Raw genomic sequence first — 21,244 nt, 5'->3', positions numbered from 1 at the left:
ATGTCTAATCAAAAGCATTTTCCCACAGCATTACTGACACAATCAACGACGGAAAAGCTATTGTACTTCGACAATTATACAATGGCACACCCTCGGCTAGAAGAAGCCTTCAATTTTCTCAAACTGGCGGTTAGTAATTCTTCGGAATCACGAATTATCTTTATTTATGGTCCAACAGGGGTTGGCAAAACTACCCTACGTTTACTAATTGAAAAGTGGTTAGTTGAGTCGAATTTACCGCAACTCGAAATTGACCCAGGTTGCTTACCATTCGCATCAGTTGAGGCAGTGGTTCAAAAATCAGGGGTATTTAACTCGAAAGACCATATTAAGCGCTGCTTATTTGCCCTTAATGAACCATTAATTGAACATAAGATAGACTACGGCACACGAGGTATTTATCGGAACAATTCGGGGCAAATTGTGATTGAGTCAAAAGTTATTGAAACAGATTTAGGATGGGCGTTAGAGCAAGCTCTTAAACATCGCAAACCCAAAATATTTTTTATTGATGAAGCTCATCATATGCTAATGGTAGCCTCTGGACGCAAGCTAACAGATTTACCTGAAGCTATAAAGTCATTAGCTAACAGAACTGGAGTTGTACATGGTCTAGTAGGCACATACGAATTATTGACCCTACATGATGTTGGCGACCAGTTAAGCCGACGTAGTGTTTACTTACATTTTCCCCGTTACCATGCTGATATAGAACAAGACAGAGAAGTATTCCAAAGTGTGGTTTGGGGTTTTCAACTAAGGATGCCATTACAGCAAGAGCCTGATTTAGTATCACATTGGGATTACTGTTATGAGCGAAGTTTGGGTTGTGTAGGCATTCTTAAAAACTGGTTTCAGAACGCATTGTTCGATGCAATTAATGAAGGATCTGACTCTGTTGAGCTTAAACATCTAGAACGTCGCGCCTTATCGGTTGCCCAATGTCGAAACATCCTCAAAAAAATTAAAGAAGGAGAGAATAATCAGGCACAAATTGAGGGAGAAGTTCAGCAACTGCGTGCGGAATTGGGCTTACCAATAAAATCTGCGCTAATTGATAACGACATTAAACAAGTTGAGATTCAACCACAACAGAGTAACTCAACTTTGAGAAAAGTGCAGTCTAAAGTCGGACAACCATTACCTAAGCGTCGTCAAGTAGGAACTTGAGTGATATGTCCACATTAACCCTAAAACTTTACCCATCGTGGGATACGCAAAAATCTCCGATTCCACCAAGAAGCCGTTTGTATAATCTAGAGCCAATTGGTATAGGGACTCCTTATGTAGAAAGTTTAACAAGCTATGTCATTAGACTAGCTGAACAACATTGCATCACTACTAGAAGGCTACTGATAAAGGAAATTGCCCCATTTATGGGTAGAGAACCGAAATTATCAAACTTAAGAAATGAAAGAAATGAAAGTATCGGCAAAATACTTGGAGTTAATAGAGATAGAACAGCAACTAATGGAACGGGCTTAATGGCAACTAATTTAGTACGTGCAATGTCCATCCTGACGAAACGAACAGACTTATATTTTCTTACCCTTAGACCTTGGGAAAAGGTGCTTTCTAAAAGGGATTTACTTCGCCATGAGCGTGTTTGGTGTCCTTCTTGTTACCAAGAATGGCGTGATACTAACAAAAGTATTTATGAGCCACTTCTTTGGTGTATTAATGTAGTTCAGATTTGTCCAATCCACCACCATCCTTTTTTATCAGTGTGTCCCCATTGTTTGAATCAACAACTTGTACTTTCTGGTGATTCTCAGACCGGACACTGTAATAAATGCGGTAAATGGCTGGGGAGTTACCGATACAAAAGTGGTGGAGTCAACCAAATGAAAAAAGCGGATGAAATTGCTTGGCAACTTTATGTGAATCACGAATTGGGAGAATTAATCGCATCTGCACCCACTATCATATCTCCGATTGATTCAAATCGGATTAGTCAGACAATTTCTAATTTTATTAATCAAGCATTTCAATCAAATCAAGCTGCTTTATCTCGCGCTATTTCAGTAAATCAAGCAACAATTGGTTCATGGTGTAAAGGAAAAGTAATACCTCAAATAGATAAACTTTTGCTACTAAGTCATCAGATGAGAATCAAATTGCTTGATTTTTTAACAACAGATATTTTATTTTTTGATAATATTGCTTGTGGCTCATCAACAAATCAAGCCGAACAACCAAGAAAGTCCTATAAAAGAATCAATTCCGAGAGAAAGCAAGTTTTAAATATAGTTCTTCAAGAAGTAATTAATGAGTACCCACCACCTTCTTTAGAAGATGTCGCGTTTCGTCTAAAACATTATCCGCTTTGTTTACAGAATCATTTTCCCGAATTATGTCAAATAATAAAAGTTAGACACGCTGATTATAAAAGCGTGAGTAGACAGCAAAAAATTCAACCTATTCTCGAATTAGCACTTCAAGAATTTCCACCTCCTTCATTCCTAGAAATTTCTCGACGACTAGGTTACAAAAATAACAGCTATTTATACAGATATTTTCCTGAACTTTCTCGTTCTATCTCCAAGCGTTACCAAGAATACAATAATGCAATTGGTAAGAAAAAAAGAGAACTTGTATGCCAAGAAATACAAAATGTTGCTCAATTGCTTCATTCACAAGGACAAAAACCTACACAACGTCGGGTTACTCAACTTCTTACCAAGCCGGGAGTGATGCGTAACCTTTGGGTGAGGTCTTACTTACGTGAAATTCGGCAGTCTCTTGGCTATGATTAACACATTTGGCAACTGAGTACAACCTATGCTTAGGATTAGAAGTATAATTTTGCCGAAGTTAATTGGAAGCATAAGCAAGCCATTCCGGCAATATTATCCTTCCACCGACAATTGCTGTCGGTGGAAGGATAATATTGCCAAAACTGGAACCATAATACTGCCGCGACTGGGGCTGTAATGTTCATTCTTTCCGAAGTGCGATCGCAACCCTAATTAAACAATCGGAACCATAACATTGCCGGGAACTAAAAATGGAACGATAAACTTGCCAAAATAGGGTACTTCAAAACTTCATTTTTAAGTTGATGCATTTCAATGCCTTGACCTCGAATATAGAGCCTGCAAGGATTTAAGACATTGGAAGCGTAATGTTGCCGAAGTCAATTGGAAGCATAAGCGTACCAAAACGGCAATATTATGGTTCCACCGACAATTGCCTTGTTTGCAGTTTGAAGCGTTTATGTTTGCAGTTCGCTACACTTATCAATCAGCCTGACAGCACGACCGCCACAACCCGCATTATTCCGTAGGCTGATTAAACTTGCTTATCTAGGCTGCATGATGACCAAAAACAGGTATAATCCGTACCAATATGAAGCGAGTCATGTTGCGGCTTGCCCAACTGTCTATACTCCTTCTATACCCCTGGCTGATAAATCGTTGCTATGAGTCACTGATAGCAACCTATTAGTGGCGATACTAAAAAAGCTACTTATCAGCGTTACATTCCTTCGTAGTCAATAAAGCATAGCTCAATAGCTAGCGATGGTAATATCCGAGTTTCTAGTTGTAGCATTTTTGCCAGTTTAGCTAATGATTACTCTAACTGGCCGTATATTAAGGTGGTAATTATTTAATGCAAAGTTTATGGAAGATCAAGCTCCAGAGAATGACAAAATTGAGAAAATTAAGCAAGAGCTACAAATTTTCCAGGAAAGAGGAGGATCTATAATTCCTTTAAAATCTCAACCTCCTTTGGATAGTTTGGATAAATTAATTGCTAAAGAAGATTCTCCAGACAAGATAAGAGAGCTTTTAGCATTGAGAGAAACTATTCTCAGACAACAGTTGCAGCAAAATCAAATTGAACAAATAAATAAACAACAAGATTATGAACTGGTAAGTCAAAAAAATAAAGAAAGAACTATCAACGCTGGTTCATTATTAGCTGTTATGATAGGTTTAGGTTTAATATATTCAGCTTCTCCGTTAGTAGGTACATTTATTTTACTATTAGGATTAGCAACATTACTGAGGATTCCTTTTGATGAATTATCTAATAATTTTTTAGATTTTTTTGAAAAACTTTACGATAAAATTACATCGAACTTTTTTTTTAAATCTGATAAATAATCTTTAATGTTGACATTAGATTCAAGCAGTTATGGAACCTTTAACATCTGTCGCAATAGCAATTGCAAGCTTGGTTTTAACTAAAAATTTTGAAAAAATTGGTGAGCAAGTCGGTGATCGAGCATATGAAACTGCTGGTAAAAAACTTCTGGAAGTGATGAGAAAAAAATATCCAGAGGTTGTTGAAAAAGATTTGCAAGGACAATCAAACTATCGTGAAACTTTAATAGAGATTGAGACAGTAGCTGAAAGAGATCCTGAAATTGCGGAAGCTGTTATAAATCTAGGCGAAGCAATTAAATCAGAATCAAATCAAGAAATTCTTTTACAAGTTCTAAATAATGTTGTGAATATAACTATGGCAGAAAATAATGAACGCTATTTGCAATCTAATATTTCAAACAACAATCAGACACATTATATAAATAACATAAATTCCACTAGAGAAAACCTTACACAGCAATCTTTTATTAAACGTTATAGTTCAATGATTATAGGATTTTATTTTTCCTTTTTGTTTCTTATTCTTATAGGTTTATTAGTTTTTGTTCCTTTATCTATTGCAATTCAGCAAGTTTTGGTTGCTCTTATAGCTATATTCGTAGTTTTTTCGCTGAGTGCATTTAAACGATACGCAAAGTATACAGCAAACTAGCATTCATGTTAGAAATCTGCCGAGATATACAATATTTCCTGCATTGTGTGAGATTGACGGGGTATGCCCTGGCATATACCCTGATACTCTCAAGTATTTATGAAGAGCAAGGTTAAGAGCCTTACCTTAAATGCTGAAAGTAAAATAAAATTATCCTCGACTAAAAATCCGTAATGGTTATCCCAGAACTCGAACAGCAACTACTTCAGCTTTCATTTAACGACAAACTGTATATTATCCAACTCCTGGCACAAAGCCTAACTACAAACAATAACAACACCCACCAAACACAACCAAATAAACTAAGAGAATCCTTACATCAAACCCCCCAAGCTGAACTCACAAAAGAATTAGACCTGACCCGATTGCTCAAAACCCTCATTGAGTCCCTACAACCAGAAAACCCAACCTTCATCAGAGAATATCCCCAGCCTCAATTTTATGGATGTATCGAAGATGAAACATTCTTCCGCCATCCCCAAGGACAACAACCATCCCGCCAACCAATAGAGTGAAATTCCTGCTTGATACTAACACCTGCATTATCTATTTGCGTGGTAAAAATGCCACTTTAAAACAGAAACTAGAATCCACTGCCACTAAAGATATTGCCGTTTGCTCAATCGTCAAAGCTGAACTATTTTATGGGTCAATGAAAAGTGCCAACCCACAACGGAATCTGAGCTTACAACAACAATTTTTAGCCCAATTCACATCACTACCCTTTGATGATTTAGCAGCAATGACATTTGGCACAATTCGCTCTCAACTAGAAGTATTAGGCACGCCCATTGGAGCGTATGATTTACAAATTGCCGCTATCGCACTGACAAATAACTTAACCCTCATCACCCATAACACAAGAGAATTTCAACGTATTAATAACTTGGTGATCTCAGATTGGGAGATAGATATTTGATTAAATAACTGATTTATTATTGGTGTCTAGCAGACACGACAAAGACATTTTTGGTCTGGGGTAGTGTCTGCCAATGTCTATACTGTATAAGGGTTTCAAGGTTTCGTGTCTGTGATGTCTGGTATCCGGTGTCCACGAAAAAGGGTAATTTTGAGAGTAGACACCAGCAACTAAAAGCAGTCAAATTTGATTGAGTCTGATAACACCCTCGCCTATCCAGTCTGCTAAGTTAGCCCCAACAATTTCGTACATCCAGCCCTTGATTTGCTCCACAGTGAATCTTTCACCGTTGACTTTAAAGTTACTTTTAAACTCCCTAACATCAGCTTCTACTCGTTCAGTTCTGGTGAGATATTCATATAACTTTTGCGCCATTGTTGAAAGTTTATTAGGTGGATTTTGGGTGTCACATGCCTGCTCACCAATATTGATTTCTAGTTCATAAATACGTTCCAATGTGGCTTTATCAATGCGGGGATTTGGGTTAGCTTCTGCTGCCGAGATACTGTCACTAAAATCAGATATTTTTGCAGTCATTGTGGGCAGTTCAACCAATATCCATTCGTTAGAGCTATCGAGTTTAACTTTGGCTTTACCCGTAGATTTTGGTTGCAGTGTAATTGGATCTACTTGCGCTAAACATTCAACTTGCAGCATTTTAGAAACAAGGTTATATAGCCCTTTGATGCCAAACAAACAAGTCTGAGTATTGTTGTGAGCAACCACAGTTAAAGGCATCTCTTGTTTACGGCTTTTGGTCAGTGCTAACTTGCCAAATTTTGACAGCAATTCCTCATCTTTAATAAAGTCGCCGTAGGTGGTTGCTTCCTCACAAATTAGGGATAAAGCTTTGCCTTCGCTCCAAAGTTTCTGCCGCCATTGCTCCTCACTTAAGGACGAATTATTAAAAGTAGTCAGTCTTGATTCCAATTCCTCAACATAATCGCGGATCTGCTGTTCGATGTCCGACCAAGAATGGTAACTTTCAACCCCTCGCCATTCGGCGCGGTTGCTGTCCGGGTCAAGCACAACAACTCGGTAGCCTGTTTCTTTTTTCTGTTTGGCGACATAACGAGCCAGCCACGATTTACCGCCGCCTTGGTTGCCCCAAATCAGGGCAGTTTGTTTGATGAGGTTTTGCACCCATGCGGTGTTGCTGTCGGGTGCGATTACTGGTTGCTGCATTTGCTCCTCCACAGTTCCTGGTGTGCCGTGTGGTAGCTGTGGAGCTGGCTGCTGTTGAGGCTCAAACTTTTCAAAGCTTTGCCCAGAGTCGAGCAGGTGTCCAAATTCGTAATAGTCATCAGCCGACATCGCCATGAGTAAAGCTGTTACCTGCTGTGGGGTGATGCTGGCTAGGAATTGCTGTCTGGCCTCAGCGATTTTAATACCTCTCAAATATTTGAGCAGTTCCTTACCCGATAGGTCTAACAACTGTTCACCTAGTTTTACAGTGTAAGACGCTTTCACACCTTCAAAGAGTTTGGTTGCTCGGTAATGCGGTCTGATATCGCTGAGATAGTCCTGTGCAATACTTGTAGCCCACAAGCCTATACCCCCCAATATCATCGCCCCTATCCCCAAATGAATTTTAAACGGGTTATCGGCACTCAGTGAGCGGAACACATATAAGCCATCATGCTCAAGAAATGCCCAAGGGTTATAGTTTGGGTTGCTGGTACGGTACTGGTTAGCCTTGAGGTAGGGTTCTGGAATTTGCGATCTCTGTTGGTATCGGCAATACTTTTTACCCAAAAGTAATTTATTTGGGTTGCCGTCACCTGCTTGAATAGGTGCATCGTGGATTCTGGCTGACTTCGGGTAGAAACAGATGTCTTTCTTAGCTATGCCGTCGCCAATATGGGCTGCTATGCCACAAACTAACGCACCTGCCACAGATAGTTTTACTGCCCAATTTAAACGCAGTGGCAGGCTGTAGGAGCGTTGATTTAGTTCCGATGGTTTAACGTCATTTATCATCACTTTTTCCGCAAAAACAAGAACAATGCGATGGCGGCGAAGACAGAAAAGCCCAACAATAAGCCAAAATTGTCTTTGCTTGGCTGCTCTCTGCCCTCAAACTCTCTCACCTGTTGGGTGAATACAGAGAAGCTGCCACGGGCAATAGAATCCATGTTTTGGGCATCGCCGGTTAATTTCCACGAACTAGCCATGAGCATTGCAGTACGTGTAACACCAATGGCGAATTTTTGACGGTTGGTGACTTTGGGAATCAGACTATTTTCAAAGCGCAAGTAGCAGAGGGTGGCAGCAAAACTTGCACCCACTGGTAAACCTGCTACTACTGCCGGGAACAGTCCTACACTGCCAGCTAGATACAGCGATTGCGTTGATGCGACTTGAAAACCTGCTAGTGCTGCACCAAAAGCGATGCCACGAAGTACAGTTATGCTGCTGTCAGTGAGAGCGATAATTTCTTGTACCTGTTCGCTGTCGTATTGTTCGCCCTCAATATGCTGTGTACGCTCGTCTACAATCTCCGCATCAAAATATATTGGTGTTTTCTGATTGTTGGTTAACATAGGGACACCTTGTTAAATGGCTATCCCCCAGTGAGCCTGCTGGGGGATGAGGGCAATTTAGTCAATTAATCGTCTGAAGAAACCTTTGACTCGGAGCATTGCTGCTGAACCGTGTCTGTGGATTTCTCGCAGTGTTTCCCGTGCTTTATCGCCTGGGGTCAATTCTGATTTTTTGGCTTGAACCTGCTGCCAAAGTTGAGTTTTAGCCCTAGTTGAGTCAATCTCAATACCCCGTAGTTCGGCGCGGTGTGATTCACCGAGTAGGTTAAGTGTTCTAGAGTGGCGGAATTGTTCAAGGCTTAATTGGTTGTCAGAGGCGATAACCTTTTGCTCTAAGCCGTATCCCAAACGGGCATCGCTGACTCTGACTTTTGACCAATTATCAGCCATCCGGTTTATTGAAGTCCCTGCGTCGGTGAGAAACTTGGTTTCTTCTGCCATAACTGCTTCAGTTGCCTGTAAACCTTGTGATAGGTTGCCGAATACTGCCTTAGCATTTTGGGCGCGTTGAGTTTGTTTGATTCTAAAATCTGCCACAGTTGCAGCTGCTGTCTCATTGCCGTCTAGGGCTTGAAATACGGTTTCTTGGCTAATGCCCGAAAGGGAATGTATTGCGGCATAGGTGATGGGTGCATCCAGTTTGAGTTTTACGGTGCGGCTCATGGTTCCCACGCTCCTAGTTCTTCCAGTCTTGTAAAGATGTTGTTTGCTTTGTCTCTAGTTGCGTGATCCGTAATGTCATTTAGTGCTGTTGAATCGCCTTCTGCAAGTCTCCAAATCGTTTCGTCTGGTAATTCAGAGCCAAAATTACCTAAAAATTGCCCGTGAGTTAGAGGATTTGGTGTTTCATCAATAGTTTCAAATTGGTCATAAATTCCTCCAGATTGCAAGTATGGCAGTGTTTCTTGGATTATCTGCTGCTGCTCTGGTGTTCTACCTAAATTGGGTAGGAATGGATCATCGTTAGCAACTATCTCTGCTGCTTCTTGTGCCAATTCTCTTGGGCATCCATGAAGAGTGAGCGCGTTTAATGCGGCGGTAAATAGATTCTCGTTGTTCATCTTGCTAAAATCTCTGTGTGTTGTTTGACAACCTGAGGGCGATCGCAATAGTTTCTCAGGCTGTGCGATCGCTCTCCCCATTACTGAAAAAAACCTTCTTTCGATACATCTACAGCAGTGGCTGTTGCTTCCCACCCCAGCGCGTTGAGAAATTGGGTAACATCGCCTATCGTGACATCTGCATCAATTTGCAGTGCTGGGAATTGGGGATGCTGCCTGATTTGGGTTAGTAATTGTTGGGCTTGTGCAACTAATTCTGGCAGTGGTTGATTCTGCATAATTCACCTCATCAAAATATTGATAATTGCAATGATTCCTGGCTGAGTACGGAACTATTTATTTTTGCCCCCTCAACTTCATAACAGCGGGTAGTTAAAGCTTTATGATTCAGCTTTAAATCCGCTTTTTTTCGCTGTCCTGCTAGTGGGCGGAAGATGTATTGTGGTGCTTGGATTGTGCCTGTTTTATACCGATATTCGTACAGCGAAGAGTCAATCTGGTAAACCTTAGATTGGCTTAGTAATGTGCTGTCATAAACTCTATTTAGGTTATTCATGAAGCTAGTCCCTTAAACTGGCTGACCATAGAAGCTATTCCTGCTTTATTCGGTTGAGTTGCTGTTGGTGTTGATACCTGACTTTGATTTTTGGGCAATGCTTGAAAATTGCCACCACCTTGAAAAATGAGCTTTTCTACTGCTGCTGATAGTGCTTGTGTTGGCGCATCAGCAGGAATGTTGAACATCTGACACAGTTCCTCAACTGCTAAGTAAGAAATGGTTATACGCCGAGATTCGTAAGACGTTTTATCAGACACTTTTTACGCTCCTGTAGCAATTTCTGTTAACAGCTTTAATCCAAATGCATTGATGAATTGGGGATTTTTTAAGACCACAAAACCCAAAGACGCAAGATTTTGATCCACCACTGGTAAAGCAACACCACCACCCCAAGCAACAAGGTATTTAGCACGGTCTAAGTAATTGCTAGAACTGACGAAATTAGCGAATTTTTCAATTCTTGTAGACCACCAATCATCAAGACATTTGCTATATTCAGTCTCAAAATTCTTACCTGTGAGGTGATTACCTCCATAAGTTAAAGTTCCTTCTAAAATCCCTCGGTTCACTAAAGAAGATGAGTGTTTGACTTCTTTGGACAGCAGACTTACTTTGTCATTCCGCTTGTCTAATGCTTCTGCAATCATTGAGTGCAACTCACCACATCCACCTTCAATCAAGTGACGGTCTATAACTGCACCATTGCCGTTAAATACGGTAATTAGCCAAGTGGATGAACCGATATCTAGGGCGATAGCAACTTCAGACTCTTCAAGGGCTAAGGTTGGTTCACCAAATAAGCAATGAGCGATACTGCCAAACCCCTCTGGATAAATGCCATTTACTGCGATTTCTACTGTTTTGGTGACAATTTCTCGATTGACGGGGTGTTTGTGTTGGAAGGTGTGAATACCTTGAACTCTGCGTTTAATCTCCTCTCCCCAGCGTTCTGGGTTGTGGTTGCTCAAGCTAATTGACAGTTTCATGCCATCGGGAATATTGAGAACTGCTAAGTCTGCAAGGATGCTTTCTAATGCCAGTTCTGCTTTTTTGGCTTTATCTTCGTGTAGCAGGGTGTGGTCAGCTTGGGCAATAGCTGCACTACCCCAAAAGAATTGAACATCTTTCAAGTCTTTGCGTGAACCATTAAACTAAGCGAAACTCTCACGAGTCCCGCTCGTCTTCAGAACCGGACGTGAGACTTTCACCTCATCCGGCTCCTCAATGACTTGGCTCAAGTTATGAGTACCTCTACTACCATCGTTGGCAGTTTTGCTGTCGTGGCAGTGACGATGTAATGATTGGAGGTTGCCGTACCTGTCCTTTCCGCCAACGGAAGTTGGAATGATATGGTCAATTTCGATTAAATCGTCTTCCCTAAAATACAATCCGCAGTGAGCGCACTTACCTTTCTGTTCTTTCAAAAGTTTTGTGACTCTTGTTGGAACTAGGGGGTGTTCTCCTCTTCTAGAACTCCAGTATTTCAGGTTTCCATCGAATGGCGATGCTGTCCCCTTAACTTTGATATGCCTAACAATTGGCTTGCTAGCATGGCTGATTAAGGTTTCGGCTACTTGACCATCTCTAGTTACTGAGAATACCCAGTTGTTGCCGCCTACTGTATTCCAATACTTATTGGCTACCCATGACCCAGATTTACCTGAGTGGCGACGCTTCGCCCATCTGGAAAGCTTTTGGTATACTAGGTAATCAAGCGTAGAGAATGTTTCTTTGCTTACAACTGTCGAATAGTAATTGACCCATCCCCTAATGATGGGGTTGAGTTTTGCTATTAGTGCGGCTTGTGGGGCTGCTTTGTGAGCGTCGATAATTTCTGCGATTGCGTCGTAGTGTTTCTTAATCGCTTTCAAGCTGGGTTTGATGAGTGTTTTAAATCCTAGTAGTTTACCGTTAGTTGATTTTCCTGACTGTTTGTCATCCACCTTGTACTGTCTAACATGGAATCCGAGAAAGTCGAACCCAGAGTTTTTGGTCATTTCTGACTCTTCTAGGCTATTTGTCGGGTTAAACAGGGTTTTCCCTATTCTGGTTTTACTAGGACTCAATTCTAGACCCATTTTTTCTAACCACTTTGAGACTAAATCTCTCATTTCAACGATTTGAGATTTTTTGTTGGCAAGTATTACAAAATCATCGGCATATCTTATTAGGGATATGGTTTGTTGATTTATTCTCTTTTTACCTTTTAGACTATGTGCATAATCTATTACTAGCTGTTCTAGCCCGTGAAGGGCGATATTCGCTAGTAAGGGAGATATTACACCGCCTTGTGGTGTGCCTTCTTTAGTCTCAAAGAATTGTCCATCATCCATTACACCCGATTCCAACCATGCTTTGATAAGTCTGTGCATTGTTGGGAATGTATTGATTTTCTTGAGCAATTCTGAGTGGTTAATTTTATCGAAGCATTTCGATATATCAGCATCTAAAACATACTTAACAGATTGTTTGATGTTGTTAAATATTGCTTCGATTGCATCATGGGCGCTTCTTCCTGGTCGGAATCCATAGCTATTTGGCTCAAAACGAGCTTCCCATTCTGGTTCAAGAGCCAGTTTGGCAAGTGCTTGAGTCGCTCTGTCATGCATAGTGGGAATACCTAGGGGTCGCTTGTCACCGTTGGACTTGGGAATCCAAACACGACGGGTAGCATTAACTTTTTGGTTAATGTTCAAGCTTAGTACCAAAGTAAGTCTAGCCTTGGGGGTTAATGACTTGATGCCGTCAACTCCTGCGGTTTTCTTACCCTGGTTATCCTGGGTTACTTTGCGGACAGATAAGGCTTTTCCTGACCAAGACCTCATCAAGGTTTTTTGGAGTCTGCGTACTGCTAATGTATCACCACGTAGAGAGGCTTGGAATATTCTTTTCTGAAGCTTATAAACAGCACGTTCTAGCTTTCGCCAGTTAATGCTATTCCATTCCACCATCTGATTGCTCAGTGTTTTAGACATATATACTTCCTAATGTGACCATTCCTACCAAATCATCGTGAGTACGTCAGCCTATCTTGACCATTACAGCCAAGCGTTCGCTTCTTACTCAATCTTGCCCGTCAAGGCATCCGGTTAGCACTTACTCAGGTATTCGACCACACTTGCGCCTTGCTCAGTGCGTACCTGAGAGCGTTTGACGGGTTACTTCGTTCCGAATAACAATACTGATACCTTTAGAGTGACACTGTTCACCGAGTTTATCGGGGGTGCTTATTGGTCGGTCAGAAACCCGCCAATCCCTTATCTTTTGCCTTTTGGCGCAGCGTTTCAGCCTGATTTCGCTGTATGCGTTTTACGATGATTCAAACGTGTCTTTCTTTCGTACTCATGGATATCTTGCTCGGCTCCTTACCAGGTTTAGGCTCCCAGTAAGAGCGCCTTTCATTCCCGCTTTACCGATTGATGGCTAGTCTCTACAGTAGGGAAAGGGCTTTCACCTCAGCACTTGAGGGGTAGGATTCACACCTACATTGTTATTCAGTTATCTAGGCTATTACCTAGCAGCTAATCCCCTAGAATCCTTACGGAGCCTAGTTTCTAGCTAACGAATCGCACTTCTGCATAGCGCACCCAGCACCCATCTTTTGAAATGGTTTCGTGAAGGTGGATGTTGCGGTTGCGAACTACTGAGTATGCGGCAGGCATCATGATACAAAAATCACCATAGGTTGCCTTCCCATACCCAGCACCGGGGTCTTTACCTGCGATAAGGGTATTTAGCCCAGAATTGGCAAGCGACGATGCTTGAACTAGCCAAGAATTGGCATCGGTGTATGTGGTTGTCATGGTTCAGATAATTGGTAAAAGTCTTGAATTATAGGAATTAAAGCCAATTTTTAGGAAAATTGACTCAAATCCTAATATCCAATTATTGGTTAGCCTTAACTCCACTTTCCGGCTTCTATTGCCTTTGTTTTGTGTCGTTTTCTGGCTTTCTGGTGCTATCATAACACTGCATAACACCAGTGACAAGTAAGAGGTTTAGACTGACAATAGGGGTATTCCAACACCAGATAGTGTTACGATGCCCACAGGAACTAGATTAAATATTTATTTCACAGATGAAGATGACTTAGCACTTTACGACTTGATATCTGCTGAAGCCAAAACTGAAAAACGCTCTATGAGTCAAATGGTAAAAATTCTTGCTTCCGAAGCGCTTGCGGCAAGACATACAAAAAAAACTAAATTAAAAAAGCAGGATGAAGATTAGGGCGATCACTTTTACTTAAACTTAGCCCAAGCAAAATACATGACTGAAAAACCAACCATATAGCTTAGATGAAGAAAAGTTCGACCCTGTAAAGGATGAGAGATTAGTCATCAGCCAAAACAATTTTTGATGTCACCAATGACTACCGCGAAAGAGCCAGCAACCGATTTTCAACTCCCGCCGCACAACGAAGCGGCGTTAGAGATGCTTCGGGAGGCGAAAGACTATGAGTCCACTGTGGCTCTAGCGGCTAGTGGTGCTGCGCTGGCTACAGGCGGCATGGTTCATCCGGCGGGCTGGTTACTTTTTGCATTGGCTTACAAGCCATTGGTACGAGTTGAAAAACTGGCTCGGTTAGAAAAATTAACAGCCTTACTGTTAGAACAGTTTAAAAGTGAGGAAATACAAGTCTTTCCAGTGCTTCAGATAAAGTCGAAGAACCCTGTTGACTTGTTTATTAGGTTTCCACGCAAAACTCACTTATTTATCTCGATTCGCTCAAAAGGAGACAGCGAGATTGTCTACAACGAAAAAAGGGAAGTTTTGCAGGTTAAGCGGAAAAACAAGAGTGGTTTAAGAACCTGGGAACCCTGCCCTCTAGTTGAACTAGCAGATTATAAAAGCTGGCTTGATAAAAATAGAAATTTGTTTGGGATGTCATCTCGTGAAGCTCAAAAGACACCCACAGCGAAAGTTTTGGTCTTATGGCCGCCTACTCTGGCGGATACCCATCACAATGACCAACTCTATTCTGAGATAGGAAGTCTCAAAATTCTGGCTCTCAGAAGGAAAGGCACTGCGTTTGTTATTCAAGAGGAGGAAGTAACTGAGTTTATTAAGGCTTGGTTAGCCAAATACGAGTAGGCTAAAAGGCGAAAACCTCACGTCCTGCAAGGACAGCGAGGCTTTCAATTTATTCAATTGGAATTGGGGTATTGGGTTGACTGCCTAATTAATATCCCTAATAGTAATCTTATCCTAACTTTTGGAGTGTTAAGCCATTGTAACGCTGGCCACACAGGAACAAACAACAACTCAGGAATTAATCTAAATTTTGTTCTGATATTTCTAAAAGTTTGTAGAGTCAAGATTACTACCACAGGATAGCTCCAATTCCTCCAAAAAACTTGCTGGAGGATGGGCTGATGCCACAATTACAACAATTTAATAACTCAGTAGAATCGCAAGCTGCTGCTGCTAAACAGACCGCTTTAACTCGTGAAATAGAACTTGAGTTTATTGAAGATACTAAAATCAAGTTTGCATTTAACGCCACAGGTAAAAATAAAGACTGGGACTTTAAAAAGTTAGCCGCCAACTTCCGAGATGCAGAAGGAACTTTAGCTGATGTCCAGCAGCACATTAAAACAGGTCACGCCATCTGTGCTGGATTATTAGGCGGTAAATGGCGCAGTAAGGCCAATGTTATAGGTTCTCAGTGGCTATTACTTGACATCGATAATTCTGATATCGCCCGTGATGCCTATGGCAAGCCAATACTGGATGACAACGGAAATTCTATCAAGGTTTACACTCCGCAATTAACCATTGAAGAAGCGCTAGTCCATCCCTTCATTCAAAAACACTGCGCTTTAATGTACACCACTGCCAGTCACAAACCAGACTGGCATAAGTTCCGGTTGATTTTCCTTCTGCCCCAATATGTTGAGGGTGCTGACACAGTAGAAGCTTGTACGCGCTCTCTCATGCAGCAGTTGCCCCATGACCCTGCCTGTAAAGATGCCAGCCGGGTTTTCTATGGCAACACAGAAGCAGAATTTCTGTTGGTCAACCCCCAAGCAACGCTACCAACAGAATGGGTAACTGAGGCAATTGCGATCGCGCTGCATGAAAGAGAAGAATACCAACAGCGCATCCAAGAAATCGAGTCACGCCGCCAACAGTGGCGCGAAATTTCCAACACCGAAGGCTGGGACATTGAGCAGCTAATTCAACAAGCACTTTCATTTATCCCCCCACGCACCCCAGGTAGCGGCAATTACGACGAATGCCGCCAAGTGCTGATGGCTTTGGTCAATCACTACGGGGCATCTGAAGCCGAAATCATTGCTGAAAAGTGGTCACCCAGCATCAAAGGTACAACCTGGAACATCCCCGCTAAAATTCGCAGTTTCCGACGTGCGGGGATCACGATTGGCACACTGTTTCACTTTGCCAAGCAGTACGGCTTTCGCTTTCCACAACGGCAGTATGAACCATCCCTGCCCCCAAAAGGACAAATTGACCGTCAACAGTGGGAACTAGGACGAGTTAAAGAAGATTTAACCAGCTTCCAAGATTTATTAAAGCAGGCTATAGCACCTTTTGCGGCGATATTTAAGGGATTTAAAACGCCGCCATCACGAACGCCCCTGCCAAAAACTAATACCGCTTCCTCTGCCCCCCAGATTATTATCTACAAACCGGGCAATATCCCCCATAAAACCGAAGTTACAGAAGATATTAGAATCCAGTGCCAGCCAGAAGAACACATAAACGCTTGGCTAGAAGCTGTATCCAAAGGCTGGACGCATATTTTAGATAATTCCCATCCTGGACTGGGCAAATCTTATAATGCTGGACAACTCACATCTGCCCAATTCGGCATTGATAAACTCATTTACCAAGATGCCAACCACCGCAACCCATCCACACTGCCCATCGAGACCAACTTTGTTGACCTGCCAGTCCGACATAACGGCTTCAAACTTGACCCTACCCGCCAAACTCCTTTAGGCGAGGACTTCCAACTCTGGATTAAACCGGGTGAAACTGCCGACACCGTGGGCAATTGTCACAGAACTTATTTATTCAACGCATTTCGTAACAAAAACTTTACCGCTCTTAATTTTGAAGAAAGCGACATTAGCCCCATCTGTAATGGTTGCTCCCTGAAAAACCAATGCCGTTTCGCCAATGGCGACGGCTACGGCTTCCGCTTTCAAAAACGGACAACTATTCACGCCGAACGTGAACTCAGAGCGCACCCCGATTCTACCCCCACCGACTTAATCAACGTTGCCAACCAAGCTTTTACAGTCGGTCGCATTTGGGAAGAAGCAGGCACACTCATCAAACCAGTGCATTCCCTTGATGTCAATCAAGCTGATTTTGAAAAAACCGTTGGTCAACTGGCACTCAACGCACCATCACTGCTAGTTCAACTCCAGCCAGTTATCCAAGCCTTACATCCGCTATTTACTCAAGACATCGATTCTCCCGACCGCTATGGCTTTAATGATGCCAGTATCCGGGCTATGCTGCCGCAATTCCCACCTGATTTAGATATTGAAGCTATACGACAGGCTTTAGAACCCGATTTAAAATTCCTAGAAAACCTAGACACCATTGATGTTAACAGCGACACGCAACTCAAAAAAAGTGCCGCCGCCCGTTACGCTGCCAAACAAATTACCAAGGACAGCGCCCGTAACGCTGGCAGAGAATTTCTCGACTTGCCTTTATACTGGCTACCTGATTTCCTAGAAGCTTGGAAAGGTGACGGTGCTTTTAGCTGTTCCTGGGGCGTATTGAGCATTTACCGGAAAAACCCCAAGCATATTGAACTAGTCAACTCTGCCCAATTTAATATTTTTCTCGATGCTACTCTCACAAAGAGCAAATTAAAATTAAAACTCGGTAGCTCTGACCCCGTATTAATAATTGAGCAACAACGCCCAGACTACAGCAATTTAACTGTAATTAATGTCACTGGTTTAGGTAAACTGCCCAAGTATCGCTCACCATCCCTGATAGCCCGTGTCAACGCCCTCAAAGAAGCTTTGACCAAACTGCACTCCCAATTGGGCATTATTGATTGGAAAGCGATCGCTGATACTGCCGCTGACCGCCAAGAATATGGTCACTTTGTTGATGGTCGTGGCGTTAATCGCTTTAGTGATGCCGACGCTCTAGCCAGCTTTGGCATTCCTTACCAAAATATTGGTGTTTTGGCAGCACAACTCCAGGTAATGACAGGACACCCTGTCAACCTGAGCGACCCAGAAAGCATTTTCCAAAAGTATCTCACCGAATTAGTGCAAGCAGAAATCATCCAAGAAATTGGGCGCTTACGTTCTCACCGTCGCCCCACCGAACAGCTGACTTTCTACTTCTGTGCTGACTATGACTTAAGTTTCTTAGCTGACCATCTCCCCAATGTTAAATTACAAAGCATTGATGCCTGCCAACTATGCCCCGAAGCTGGCAGATCTGAGCAGCAGACTGGACTAGCCATTGTCAACGCTTTTACCCAACTTTGGCAGTCGAAGCAGAAAATTGGCCAAACGGAGATTGCGAAAATCATAGACACTACCCAGGGCTGGGTGAGCCGATTTACCCAACGCTGGGGCGGCTGGGCTAGGTTTAAAAAAATATTACTCCTGCTATTAGATTGTCTTCATAGCGGTAGTAATAAAAATTTTACAGAATTGGCGGAGGACGAACAGTGGTTAGCTAGCGAATACTTCCCCATGTTGTGCCAACAACCTGAATTATCCCCAGACGGCTTATTAGACGAGGTAGCGCTAGTTGCCAAAACCATTGGTAATAGAGCAATGGAGCGAGTTTTACACGAATGTACCCCCCAAGTTAGGGCTAACCTGCTGGTAGCTGCACTCAGTTGTCTGCCTACTGAAGTTTACTCAAATGAATCTATTCTCCTAGCTGTTGCCCCAATGCAATCATCGCAATCATCTGTAACTTGACAATAAAGTTATAGTTTTGACTGCAAACCAATACCAAACCAATACAAATAAACTAACCCTATTCGCTCTAATGTAGCAGCCACTAATCTCTGCTATGCTTTGCTGTCGATTACAGCCTAAAACCACTAATTTTTCTGCTGTTTTTTAGTCTGTGTTTTCCCATCAGCACCACTTGCAGATAAATCCTGAGCCTGAGTAGAAATTTTAAGAGCTACACCAGGATTTGACCCTAATTCTGGCTTTTTTTACTGCGAGTATTTTTCTTCACCTCAGCCAATAAAGTTTTAATCCGGCTCCCGCTTAAATTAATCCCCAGTCCCTGCAACATTTCAGAGACTTCATCAAAGGTATAGCCATATTTTTCCGAAGTCAGTTTCTCAATGTATCGTCTGAGTTTACGCACAGTCTCCAAAGCCGAAATATCATCTCGTTCCTTGGGTTTTAAATCCTGAAGCAATTTAATTGCCTCATCAACCTTGCTTACAGGAACTCGCTCATTATTTTTCTCTCTACCCATAGCCATTAATAAAAATTGATAATTATTGCTATATATCGCCTAATCTACTATTTTCTAGATGTAGCAAAATTTAATTTAAAAATTATTGAAAATACTGTGTTCGCTTCTACGTGAACAAATCAGCCCAATGGCGGCAACTGCCGCCGCATGAGATTTCCCGAACCCCCTCGCTGTGCATCCCCACCCTGATTATTTTCCTATTTTCCGCTCTCCCGAAAATGGGCTAGAAGCAAGCCATGTCTTGCACTGCGTGCAGCTGTCGCTGCGCTCGGCACAACAGGCTTGCCAAAGGGGGAAGTGTCCCGCCTTTGGAAACCCCCTCAAAAGTTGCAGTTTGTCAGGAATGACATTATGACCAAGCGTTCTTCTCAGTCACTCGTCCGCACCAAAAGGCTGCAAGCGCTATTCAGCCCCATAGAATACGAGATGATTCGCTCCAAAGCAGAAGACGCGAGCATGAGCTTGGCAGAATTAACAAGACGCTGTTTATTACTGCGACCAATCCCACCACCACCGCCTCGACTAAGCCGGGTCACAGTAGCCACATATATAGAACTTTCGCGCATTGGCAACAACATCAACCAACTGGCCAAAGCCACAAATACCGCCATTAAAATGCAACTGCCACCGCCAGCATCACCAGAACTCTTACAGGAACTACTAGAACTGCTGCAACACTGCCAACGAGAAATAGCCAAAACCTTCATTGAAGAAGAGGACGAAGAAACAGATGATTGGCAACCAGACTAAAGGGCGAGGATTTCGCGGACTTTTAGACTATCTTCAATCTCAAGAAGATGCCAAACTCATTGGTGGCAACATGGGCGGCAACAATGCCATTGCACTAGCTAGAGAATTCAAAATCTCCCGTCAATTAAACCCCGAAGCCGACCGAGTAGTGTATCACGCATCATTATCACTACCAGACAACGAGCGACTAGACGATGAAACTTGGAATGAAATCGCCAATCGCTATCTCGAAGAGATGGGCTTTGACAGCAACCAGTACGTAGTTTACAGACACCACAACACCCAACACGACCACATCCACATCTGCGCCAGTCGCATACGTTTAGATAACGGGAAAATTGTACGTGATAGCTGGGACTACAAACGCAGTGAAAGTATCATCCGACAGCTAGAAAGAGATTACGGCTTACAACCAACTCTAGGTAGCCACGAGAAATTATCGCGTAAAGCAAGTATTGGGCAACAAAGACGGCTAGAGCGAGAACAGAAAGAGTATTTAAAAGGCGATCGCTCCTCACCACAAGAACCCCCCATTAAGCAACAACTCCAAGAACTCATCGACCGCGCCACCGCAGACTCACCCACAATGCCGCAACTAATTGAGCGATTGCAACTCCAAGGTGTAAAAATTCGCCACGGAACTACACGCAACGGCAAGAGTAAAGGCATCAGCTACTCAATGAAAGACCAGCAATTTAGCGGTACTTCTTTGGGAGCCGCTTACACATTCCCCGGATTGCAGAAACATAAATCTGTTGACTATCAACCAAAACGCGATGACCACCGCATTATTTCACTGCTATTAAATCCAGCCAAACCCACACAACAACTAACACAAGTTGAACTCAACCAACATCAAGAACATTCCCAAGAACAACCCGAACTTAACCCAAAGCAACAGAGATATCAACAACTATCACTAGCACTAAGCGCAACTGCATTGTCAGCTGACGACCGAGATAAAAAAATTATCTCCCACCTACTAGAGCAAGAAGAACCAGCAGAAGACATTAAAGAAACTATCAAGCTAGGTTCAATCCCACGCACCCAAGCAGAATTAGAAGAATTGCTCGATTTGGTAATAGATGAATTAGAAGAAGAACTTGAACAACAGCTAGAACAACCAAGACGGCGGGGATTGAGCCGATAACTCAACAGTACTCCGCTCATAACCATCAGGGACTGCATCACCGAA

At 42.5% G+C, this 21,244-nt stretch carries 22 protein-coding genes; 11 read left to right on the top strand and 11 right to left on the bottom strand.

All coding sequences use genetic code 11. The features are described from left to right. The 6 genes from HGR01_RS39920 to vapC all read left to right on the top strand — a co-directional run bounded on the left by HGR01_RS39920 (position 1) and on the right by vapC (position 5,683). Complete coding sequence (locus HGR01_RS39920) at positions 1-1,170, top strand: ATP-binding protein (protein ID WP_045873515.1); 1,170 nt, start codon at positions 1-3, stop codon at positions 1,168-1,170. Between the two features lie 5 nt (positions 1,171-1,175). Continuing rightward, positions 1,176-2,756, top strand: a complete 1,581-nt coding sequence (locus tag HGR01_RS39915) for a TniQ family protein (protein ID WP_045873516.1) — start codon at positions 1,176-1,178, stop codon at positions 2,754-2,756. An 867-nt stretch (positions 2,757-3,623) separates the two neighbouring features. After that, positions 3,624-4,109, top strand: a complete 486-nt coding sequence (locus HGR01_RS39910) for a hypothetical protein (protein WP_096622414.1) — start codon at positions 3,624-3,626, stop codon at positions 4,107-4,109. Between the two features lie 31 nt (positions 4,110-4,140). Next, on the top strand, positions 4,141-4,764 hold the full coding sequence (locus HGR01_RS39905) for a hypothetical protein (RefSeq protein WP_052335369.1): 624 nt from the start codon (positions 4,141-4,143) through the stop codon (positions 4,762-4,764). 173 nt (positions 4,765-4,937) lie between these two features. Further along, on the top strand, positions 4,938-5,279 hold the full coding sequence (locus HGR01_RS39900; RefSeq protein WP_194007927.1) for a hypothetical protein: 342 nt from the start codon (positions 4,938-4,940) through the stop codon (positions 5,277-5,279). Beyond that, complete coding sequence (gene vapC, locus HGR01_RS39895; RefSeq protein WP_045873518.1) at positions 5,276-5,683, top strand: type II toxin-antitoxin system tRNA(fMet)-specific endonuclease VapC; 408 nt, start codon at positions 5,276-5,278, stop codon at positions 5,681-5,683. Before HGR01_RS39900 ends, vapC begins: the two co-directional genes overlap by 4 nt. A 180-nt stretch (positions 5,684-5,863) precedes the next feature. Here the strand turns inward: vapC and HGR01_RS39890 are convergent, their stop codons facing one another. The 10 genes from HGR01_RS39890 to HGR01_RS39845 form a co-directional block, all read right to left on the bottom strand. After that, the gene (locus HGR01_RS39890; RefSeq protein WP_081584125.1) at positions 5,864-7,663 is read right to left on the bottom strand and encodes an ATP-binding protein; all 1,800 of its coding nucleotides are present in this window, start codon (positions 7,661-7,663) and stop codon (positions 5,864-5,866) included. Next, positions 7,663-8,226, bottom strand: a complete 564-nt coding sequence (locus HGR01_RS39885; protein ID WP_045873519.1) for a hypothetical protein — start codon at positions 8,224-8,226, stop codon at positions 7,663-7,665. The genes HGR01_RS39890 and HGR01_RS39885 overlap by 1 nt, the downstream gene beginning before the upstream one ends. 57 nt (positions 8,227-8,283) lie before the next feature. Then, entirely contained in the window at positions 8,284-8,889 is a 606-nt protein-coding gene (locus tag HGR01_RS39880; protein ID WP_045873520.1) for a hypothetical protein, read from the bottom strand. Beyond that, entirely contained in the window at positions 8,886-9,368 is a 483-nt protein-coding gene (locus HGR01_RS39875; protein WP_228045772.1) for a hypothetical protein, read from the bottom strand. Before HGR01_RS39875 ends, HGR01_RS39880 begins: the two co-directional genes overlap by 4 nt. Beyond that, entirely contained in the window at positions 9,368-9,565 is a 198-nt protein-coding gene (locus tag HGR01_RS39870; RefSeq protein WP_045873521.1) for a hypothetical protein, read from the bottom strand. Before HGR01_RS39870 ends, HGR01_RS39875 begins: the two co-directional genes overlap by 1 nt. 11 nt (positions 9,566-9,576) lie before the next feature. Beyond that, positions 9,577-9,843, bottom strand: coding sequence for a hypothetical protein (locus tag HGR01_RS39865; RefSeq protein ID WP_045873522.1), 267 nt, complete (start codon positions 9,841-9,843; stop codon positions 9,577-9,579). After that, the gene (locus HGR01_RS39860) at positions 9,840-10,103 is read right to left on the bottom strand and encodes a hypothetical protein (protein ID WP_235623116.1); all 264 of its coding nucleotides are present in this window, start codon (positions 10,101-10,103) and stop codon (positions 9,840-9,842) included. The genes HGR01_RS39865 and HGR01_RS39860 overlap by 4 nt, the downstream gene beginning before the upstream one ends. A 3-nt stretch (positions 10,104-10,106) precedes the next feature. Further along, a complete protein-coding gene (locus HGR01_RS39855) occupies positions 10,107-10,976 on the bottom strand; it encodes a ParM/StbA family protein (RefSeq protein WP_228045773.1) in 870 nt (289 codons plus the stop codon). Positions 10,977-10,997: 21 nt separating this feature from the next. Then, positions 10,998-12,821 carry a group II intron reverse transcriptase/maturase gene (gene ltrA / locus HGR01_RS39850; RefSeq protein ID WP_045873524.1) on the bottom strand — a complete coding sequence of 608 codons (1,824 nt, stop codon included), beginning with the start codon at positions 12,819-12,821 and terminating at the stop codon, positions 10,998-11,000. 579 nt (positions 12,822-13,400) lie between these two features. Next, positions 13,401-13,649, bottom strand: a complete 249-nt coding sequence (locus HGR01_RS39845; protein ID WP_045873480.1) for a hypothetical protein — start codon at positions 13,647-13,649, stop codon at positions 13,401-13,403. 238 nt (positions 13,650-13,887) lie between these two features. On the opposite strand from HGR01_RS39845, the gene HGR01_RS39840 reads away from it, so the two are divergent. The 3 genes from HGR01_RS39840 to HGR01_RS39830 all read left to right on the top strand — a co-directional run bounded on the left by HGR01_RS39840 (position 13,888) and on the right by HGR01_RS39830 (position 18,782). Continuing rightward, positions 13,888-14,076 carry a ribbon-helix-helix domain-containing protein gene (locus HGR01_RS39840; RefSeq protein ID WP_045873481.1) on the top strand — a complete coding sequence of 63 codons (189 nt, stop codon included), beginning with the start codon at positions 13,888-13,890 and terminating at the stop codon, positions 14,074-14,076. Positions 14,077-14,205: 129 nt separating this feature from the next. Then, entirely contained in the window at positions 14,206-14,940 is a 735-nt protein-coding gene (locus HGR01_RS39835; protein WP_045873482.1) for a hypothetical protein, read from the top strand. Positions 14,941-15,221: 281 nt separating this feature from the next. Next, complete coding sequence (locus tag HGR01_RS39830; RefSeq protein ID WP_045873483.1) at positions 15,222-18,782, top strand: PriCT-2 domain-containing protein; 3,561 nt, start codon at positions 15,222-15,224, stop codon at positions 18,780-18,782. 229 nt (positions 18,783-19,011) lie between these two features. On the opposite strand, the gene HGR01_RS39825 is transcribed toward HGR01_RS39830, so the two are convergent. Beyond that, positions 19,012-19,305 carry a hypothetical protein gene (locus tag HGR01_RS39825; RefSeq protein WP_052335364.1) on the bottom strand — a complete coding sequence of 98 codons (294 nt, stop codon included), beginning with the start codon at positions 19,303-19,305 and terminating at the stop codon, positions 19,012-19,014. A gap of 345 nt (positions 19,306-19,650) precedes the next feature. Here HGR01_RS39825 and HGR01_RS39820 point away from each other — a divergent pair, with 345 nt between their 5' ends. Together HGR01_RS39820 and HGR01_RS39815 are read left to right on the top strand one after the other, a co-directional pair. Then, positions 19,651-20,049, top strand: coding sequence for a plasmid mobilization protein (locus tag HGR01_RS39820; RefSeq protein WP_045873484.1), 399 nt, complete (start codon positions 19,651-19,653; stop codon positions 20,047-20,049). Then, the gene (locus HGR01_RS39815) at positions 20,030-21,199 is read left to right on the top strand and encodes a relaxase/mobilization nuclease domain-containing protein (RefSeq protein WP_045873485.1); all 1,170 of its coding nucleotides are present in this window, start codon (positions 20,030-20,032) and stop codon (positions 21,197-21,199) included. Before HGR01_RS39820 ends, HGR01_RS39815 begins: the two co-directional genes overlap by 20 nt. The last annotated feature ends 45 nt before the right edge of the window (positions 21,200-21,244 follow it).

Source organism: Tolypothrix sp. PCC 7712, from assembly GCF_025860405.1.
In the GTDB taxonomy this organism is placed as follows: domain Bacteria; phylum Cyanobacteriota; class Cyanobacteriia; order Cyanobacteriales; family Nostocaceae; genus Aulosira; species Aulosira diplosiphon.
This window is presented reverse-complemented; position numbering and strand designations above follow the sequence as displayed.